The organism is Acinetobacter sp. 1542444, assembly GCF_000581835.1.
GTDB classification, from domain to species: domain Bacteria; phylum Pseudomonadota; class Gammaproteobacteria; order Pseudomonadales; family Moraxellaceae; genus Acinetobacter; species Acinetobacter pittii.
In genome coordinates, this window is sequence record NZ_JEYA01000008.1 from 83,131 (window position 1) to 89,692 (window position 6,562).

A 6,562-nucleotide genomic window follows, 5' to 3' on the forward strand; every position below is an offset into this window, starting at 1 on the left:
GAATTATCGCAAGTTATGGCTTTATTGAATCATCAACGTCCACTTTGGGCATTACTTGCAGCAGCCCCATTGATTGCGACAGTGAGCAGCAGCGTCTATGCCCAAACATGGAAGATCAATTTACGTGATGCTGACTTAACTGCTTTTATTAATGAAGTGGCAGACATTACGGGTAAAAACTTTGCAGTAGATCCACGAGTGCGTGGTAACGTCACAGTAATATCGAATAAACCCCTTAATAAAAATGAAGTTTATGACCTATTCCTTGGGGTCTTAAATGTGAATGGGGTAGTGGCAATTCCTTCGGGTAACACCATTAAGCTGGTTCCAGATAGCAATGTTAAAAATTCGGGAATTCCTTACGATTCGCGAAATAAATTGCGTGGTGATCAGATTGTTACCCGAGTCATTTGGCTTGAAAATACCAATCCTAATGATTTAATTCCAGCACTTCGTCCATTAATGCCGCAATTTGCACATATGGCTGCAATTGCAGGGACTAATGCACTGATTGTTTCGGACCGTGCGGCAAATATTTATCAACTTGAAAATATTATTCGTAATTTAGATGGTACTGGCCAGAATGATATTGAGGCAATAGGCCTCCAATCGAGCCAAGCGGAAGAAATTATTACTCAACTTGAGGCGATGAGTGCTACGGGAGCATCTAAAGATTTTAATGGTGCACGTATCCGTATTATTGCAGACAATCGAACCAATCGTATTTTAGTTAAGGGCGATCCTGAAACGCGTAAGCGCATTCGCCACATGATTGAAATGCTGGATGTGCCTTCGGCTGATCGCTTGGGGGGCTTAAAAGTTTTTCGCTTGAAATATGCAAGTGCAAAAAATTTATCTGAAATTTTACAAGGTCTTGTAACAGGACAGGCCGTTTCTTCGTCAAATAGTAATAACAGTTCTTCTAATTCATCGAATCCGATCAATAATTTGATGGGTAATAACCAGAATTCTAGTTCAAATACCTCTGGTTCAAATGGTAGCTCAATTTCTACGCCATCTATTAATCTAAATGGTAATTCGAACAATAATAATCAGAACAGTATCTCTAGCTTTAGCCAAAATGGTGTGAGTATTATTGCGGATAATGCCCAAAACTCGTTAGTGGTTAAGGCAGATCCTCAATTAATGCGCGAAATTGAATCTGCTATTCAGCAGCTTGATGTGCGTCGTCAGCAAGTTCTGATTGAAGCTGCAATTATCGAAGTGTCAGGAGATGATGCAGATCAACTTGGTATTCAATGGGCGCTGGGTGATTTATCTAGTGGGATTGGTTTACTTAGCTTTAGTAATGTAGGGGCTAGTTTATCTTCTATTGCTGCTGGTTATTTATCGGGTGGTTCGGCTGGGGCTGCATCAGCTATTGCTGGTGGCGCTAATAAAGGTAATGGGGCAACCTTGGCTCTGGGTAATTTTGAGAATTCTCGTAAGGCTTATGGTGCATTAATTCAAGCACTTAAAACTAATACCAAATCAAATTTGCTTTCGACACCATCCATTGTGACGATGGATAATGAAGAGGCGTATATTGTTGTTGGTCAGAACGTTCCCTTTGTAACAGGATCGGTCACTACAAACAGTACAGGTATTAATCCATACACCACGGTTGAACGTAAAGATGTCGGTGTGACATTAAAAGTCGTTCCACATATCGGTGAAGGCGGTACAGTTCGTCTGGAAGTAGAACAAGAAGTCTCTGCTGTTCAAGACAGTCGTGGACAAGCGGCTGACTTGGTGACAAGTAAACGTGCCATTAAAACTGCTGTTTTGGCTGAGCATGGACAGACAGTAGTGCTTGGTGGTTTGGTGTCGGATGACACGTCACTTTCAAGACAAGGTATACCTGGATTAAGTAGTATTCCCTATGTTGGTCGATTGTTCCGCTCAGATAATAGAAGTAATGTAAAACGTAACCTTCTTGTTTTTATCCACCCAACAATTGTGGGTGATGCAAATGATGTGCGCCGTTTGTCTCAGCAGCGCTATAGCCAGCTTTATAGCTTGCAATTGGCTATGGATAAAAACGGCAATTTTGCAAAACTGCCTGAGCAAGTTGATGATGTATATAATCAAAAGATGACACCACCTAGTATTGCCTCTCAGCCGAAAAACTATCAACAGGTTCCTTCAGGTGGAAAAACCTCGACGGTAACTACACCTGTAGCTGTAGAGCCAGCAGTGCAAAAGCAAACTTTACAGTTACCTGATCCTGAAGTTAATCGTACTAAAAATACAGTAACAACAACGACACTGCGCCCAAGCACAGCACAGTAGTAGCATGTTATGATTGATAAAAAAGTGAATAGGACATACGCATGACTTGGAAACTACAAGCAATTACTGGTGAAATTACTGGCCAAGAAATTAATGTTGATCGTGATATGTTGGTAGGGCGTCATCAAGATGCCGATGTATTGTTGCAAGCTGCTGAAATTTCACGTCGCCATGCTGCATTGCTTCTAAAAGATCAAGCGCTATGGGTGCAAGACCTTAATTCATCGAATGGCACATTTGTAAACGATATTCGTATTGAGCAAGAAAAGCAGTTGCATGATGGTGATATTGTTCAGTTTGCTAGTTTTAAATTTTCTGTATTGGCTCCTGCACAGAAAATCACGGAATTACCCGAAATTGAAGCCGAACCTGTAAATACGATATCCTCTCCAGATTTAAGCGATCAAGGAATGCCGAGCCTTGCAGAGCGTGCCGCAGAAGTAGAAGTTCGTCGCGATGGTATGCCGCAGAATATTTCTATTCCAAAACCTGCACCTATTCCAGAGGGTGTAGAAGTTAATGCACAACAGCAAACACCTATCGCTTTTGATGAACCGGTTTCTCGTGTTGCTGAAGAAAAAGAGCAACAAAAGAATGCCTCAGTTGGTTTAATCACTATTATTATTTTAGTAATTTTAGCTGTATTGGCATGGTTATTCTTTAAATAATCCGTTGCTGCTTTTACAATCAAGGCATGCTAAACGCATGCCTTTTTAATTTTGAGTAGAAAAAAGATGTCTGTTGCACAACTAAGTAAGCGCGATTTAATTTTATTTGATCTAGATGGGACGTTGGTTGATTCTGCTGCTGATTTGTATCGGTCTATGAATTTAAGTTTAGAGGCGCTAAGTTGGCCATTGGTAACAGAAGTTCAAATACGAGAATGGGTGGGTAAAGGAGCTTCAAAACTCTGTGAAAGTGTTCTGCTTCATATTTTTGGAAAATTAGATCCTGAACAGCACAAAGTCTTATTACAAAAATTTATTGATATATATAGTGTAGAACTCTGTGTAAATACTCAAATTTATCCTGGTGTAACCGAGTTTTTAAAACATTGTAAAACTTTGAATATACAAATGGCATGCGTTACCAATAAGCCTGTACAACTTGCCCAAGGTTTACTTGATGCTTTACAGCTCTCTCCATATTTTCAAGTCGTACTTGGTGGGGATAGCTTACCAGAGAGAAAGCCTCATCCATTGCCATTATTGCATTGCATGCAAAGCCTAAAAATATCTGCTTCACAATCATTAATGATTGGCGATTCAAGTAATGATATTGAGGCTGCGCGTCGTGCTGGAATTGATTGTATTGTGGTTAGCTATGGCTATAATCATGGAGAAAATATCTATGATTGCCAACCTCAGCAAGTTGTTGATAGTCTTGCTGAGTTAATTATCTAATGAATGAAATGGAGATCAGAATGAATAAGCGTATGGTTTTTCGATGGCGTGTCTAAACCGAATCTAGAAAAACACACTTTTAAATCGAAACCATATTAGAGAAAATTCATGACAACATTAGCGCAATTCGAGCAACTTAAGGCTGCTGGTTACAACACGATTCCAGTTTATCGCCAACGCCTAGCAGACACAGAAACTCCTTTATCTGTTTTTGCTCGTTTTAAAGACCACACCCAAGCTTATTTATTTGAGTCAGTCGAAGGTGGCGAAAATTGGGCGCGCTATTCTATGATTGGTTTAGGTGAGTCGACAGTTTTCTCATGTAATGCAGGTGTTCTGTCTATACAACATGCTGATGGCTCAATTACTCAACAAGATTGCCAAGACCCATTTCAGTATATTCGTGAATTTCAGAAGCAATTTAAAGTGCCATCTGCTGAGCTCTTGCCAAACTTACCGAGTTTTACGGGCGGATTAGTAGGTTATTTAGGCTACGACGCAGTCCGTTATATCGAGCCACGTTTAAAGAATGTTCCTACAGCTGACCCAATTACATTGCCGGATTTATGGTTAATGCTATCAAAGACAGTTATAGTCTTTGATAACCTTAAAGATACTTTATTTTTAATTGTTCATGCGGATACAGAGCAGAGCAATGCTTATGAAGACGCTCAGCAAAAATTAGATCAATTAGAGCAGTTGTTAGCTACTCCAGTTAGTTTGCAAGCTAAGCCACATACACCTCCACATTTTGAATCAATTACTGGTAAAGCGAAATTCTTAGAGACAGTTGAAAAAGTTAAAGAATATATACGTGCTGGTGATGTGATGCAGGTTGTTCCGGGGCAGCGTATGGTTTCTGATTTCGATGGGGAGGCTTTACAGGTTTATCGTGCTTTACGTCATTTGAACCCATCGCCTTATTTATTCTTGGTACAAGGGCAAACGATTACTGATAAAAAGCCATTCCATATTGTAGGGTCGTCGCCAGAAATTCTTTCTCGTTTGGAAAATGGCATTGCAACAGTGCGTCCTCTTGCAGGTACCAGACCGCGTGGTAAAACTAAAGAAGAAGATCTTGCTTTAGAAAAAGACTTACTTTCTGATGAAAAAGAAATCGCAGAGCATTTAATGTTGATTGACCTTGGTCGAAATGATGTGGGACGCGTATCAAAAATAGGTAAGGTCCAAGTAACGGATCAAATGGTGATTGAACGCTATTCACATGTCATGCACATTGTCTCAAATGTGCAAGGCGAAGTTCGTGATGATATCGATGCACTAGATGTATTCAAAGCAACTTTCCCTGCAGGTACTTTATCGGGTGCACCAAAAATTCGTGCAATGGAAATTATTGATGAAGTTGAGCCTGTGAAAAGAGGTGTGTTTGGTGGGGCAGTGGGATATTTAGGATGGCACGGCGAAATGGATATGTCGATTGCAATCCGTACTTGTGTTATTCGAGATAAAAAGGTTTATGTACAGGCTGGAGCAGGTCTGGTTGCGGACTCAAATCCTGAATCTGAATGGAATGAAACGCAAATAAAAGCTCGCGCAGTGATCAAAGCGGTTGAATTATCATCAAACGGATTGATTTTATGAGTTTTTAGCGGTTTTTTTAAAAAAACCGCTTGCATCGTTTGGAAGTTTTGCTAAACTGCACACCGTTCCGATACGAAACGTACGAAACACTAAGAAGAGCCGGCATAGCTCAGTTGGTAGAGCAACTGACTTGTAATCAGTAGGTCCACAGTTCGAATCCGTGTGCCGGCACCATCTTAAAGGTGTGTAGTTGTGAAGTAAAGAACAACACTGAAATAAGTGTGATATGGTGAGATTCCCGAGCGGTCAAAGGGGGCGGACTGTAACTCCGCTACGAAAGTTTCGAAGGTTCGAATCCTTCTCTCACCACCATTAACTTCGATTGAAGTGGTATATATACCAACACAGTGCGGGAGTAGCTCAGTTGGTAGAGCGGCAGCCTTCCAAGCTGCATGTCGCGAGTTCGATCCTCGTCTCCCGCTCCATCGAAGGATAATCGCTCTTATAGCTCAGTGGTAGAGCACTCCCTTGGTAAGGGAGAGGTCTCGAGTTCAAATCTCGATAAGAGCTCCAGATACAGTTTAGTAGATTTTCTACAAAGATTTAAAAAGCAGGCTTATTAGTCTGCTTTTCAAGTATTGGGTGTTTGATTTTTTAGGCGATATGTCGATGCTGAGTTTTTGCTCAGAATTGTGTTCGACGTAAACGAGGACTATAAACATGGCTAAGGCTAAGTTTGAACGTAATAAGCCACACGTAAACGTGGGCACAATCGGTCACGTTGACCATGGTAAAACAACTTTAACTGCTGCGATTGCAACAATTTGTGCAAAAACTTACGGCGGTGAAGCGAAAGATTACTCACAAATCGACTCAGCACCTGAAGAAAAAGCACGTGGTATTACAATTAATACTTCACACGTAGAATACGATTCTCCAATTCGTCACTACGCGCACGTTGACTGCCCGGGCCACGCCGATTACGTTAAAAACATGATTACTGGTGCTGCTCAGATGGACGGCGCGATCCTTGTGTGTGCTGCGACTGACGGTCCAATGCCACAAACTCGTGAACACATCCTTCTTTCTCGTCAGGTTGGTGTACCTTACATCATCGTATTCTTAAACAAGTGTGACCTTGTTGATGATGAAGAATTACTTGAATTAGTAGAAATGGAAGTTCGTGAACTTCTTTCTACTTATGACTTCCCTGGTGATGACACTCCAGTTATCCGTGGTTCTGCGCTTAAAGCGTTGGAAGGCGATGCTGGTCAATATGGTGAGTCTTCAGTTCTTGCTCTTGTTGAAGCGCTTGACTCTTACAT

At 41.1% G+C, this 6,562-nt stretch carries 5 protein-coding genes and 4 tRNA genes; all 9 read left to right on the forward strand.

Annotated elements, in window-relative coordinates; genetic code table 11:
• The first annotated feature begins 15 nt into the window (after positions 1-15).
• The gene (gspD, locus tag J580_RS21735) at positions 16-2,292 is read left to right on the forward strand and encodes a type II secretion system secretin GspD (RefSeq protein ID WP_032005866.1); all 2,277 of its coding nucleotides are present in this window, start codon (positions 16-18) and stop codon (positions 2,290-2,292) included.
• Between the two features lie 41 nt (positions 2,293-2,333).
• The gene (locus J580_RS21740; RefSeq protein WP_032005867.1) at positions 2,334-2,960 is read left to right on the forward strand and encodes an FHA domain-containing protein; all 627 of its coding nucleotides are present in this window, start codon (positions 2,334-2,336) and stop codon (positions 2,958-2,960) included.
• A gap of 66 nt (positions 2,961-3,026) precedes the next feature.
• The gene (locus tag J580_RS21745; protein WP_005079407.1) at positions 3,027-3,695 is read left to right on the forward strand and encodes a phosphoglycolate phosphatase; all 669 of its coding nucleotides are present in this window, start codon (positions 3,027-3,029) and stop codon (positions 3,693-3,695) included.
• Positions 3,696-3,803: 108 nt separating this feature from the next.
• Positions 3,804-5,297, forward strand: a complete 1,494-nt coding sequence (gene trpE, locus J580_RS21750; RefSeq protein ID WP_032005869.1) for an anthranilate synthase component I — start codon at positions 3,804-3,806, stop codon at positions 5,295-5,297.
• Between the two features lie 98 nt (positions 5,298-5,395).
• Positions 5,396-5,471, forward strand: a tRNA-Thr gene (locus J580_RS21755).
• Between the two features lie 54 nt (positions 5,472-5,525).
• Positions 5,526-5,609 (forward strand) — tRNA-Tyr (locus J580_RS21760).
• Between the two features lie 37 nt (positions 5,610-5,646).
• Positions 5,647-5,722: transfer RNA gene (locus tag J580_RS21765), tRNA-Gly, on the forward strand.
• Positions 5,723-5,735: 13 nt separating this feature from the next.
• Positions 5,736-5,810, forward strand: a tRNA-Thr gene (locus J580_RS21770).
• 147 nt (positions 5,811-5,957) lie between these two features.
• Positions 5,958-6,562, forward strand: a 605-nt coding sequence (locus J580_RS21775) for a GTP-binding protein (RefSeq protein WP_155518100.1), incomplete at its 3' end; no start/stop codon positions are given.

Bases quoted from the DNA above. Each gene is read 5' to 3' on its own strand.
- J580_RS21745 (WP_005079407.1), top strand. From the start codon at position 3,027: ATGTCTGTTGCACAACTAAGTAAGCGCGATTTAATTTTATTTGATCTA.
- gspD (WP_032005866.1), top strand. From the start codon at position 16: ATGGCTTTATTGAATCATCAACGTCCACTTTGGGCATTACTTGCAGCA.
- J580_RS21740 (WP_032005867.1), top strand. From the start codon at position 2,334: ATGACTTGGAAACTACAAGCAATTACTGGTGAAATTACTGGCCAAGAA.
- trpE (WP_032005869.1), top strand. From the start codon at position 3,804: ATGACAACATTAGCGCAATTCGAGCAACTTAAGGCTGCTGGTTACAAC.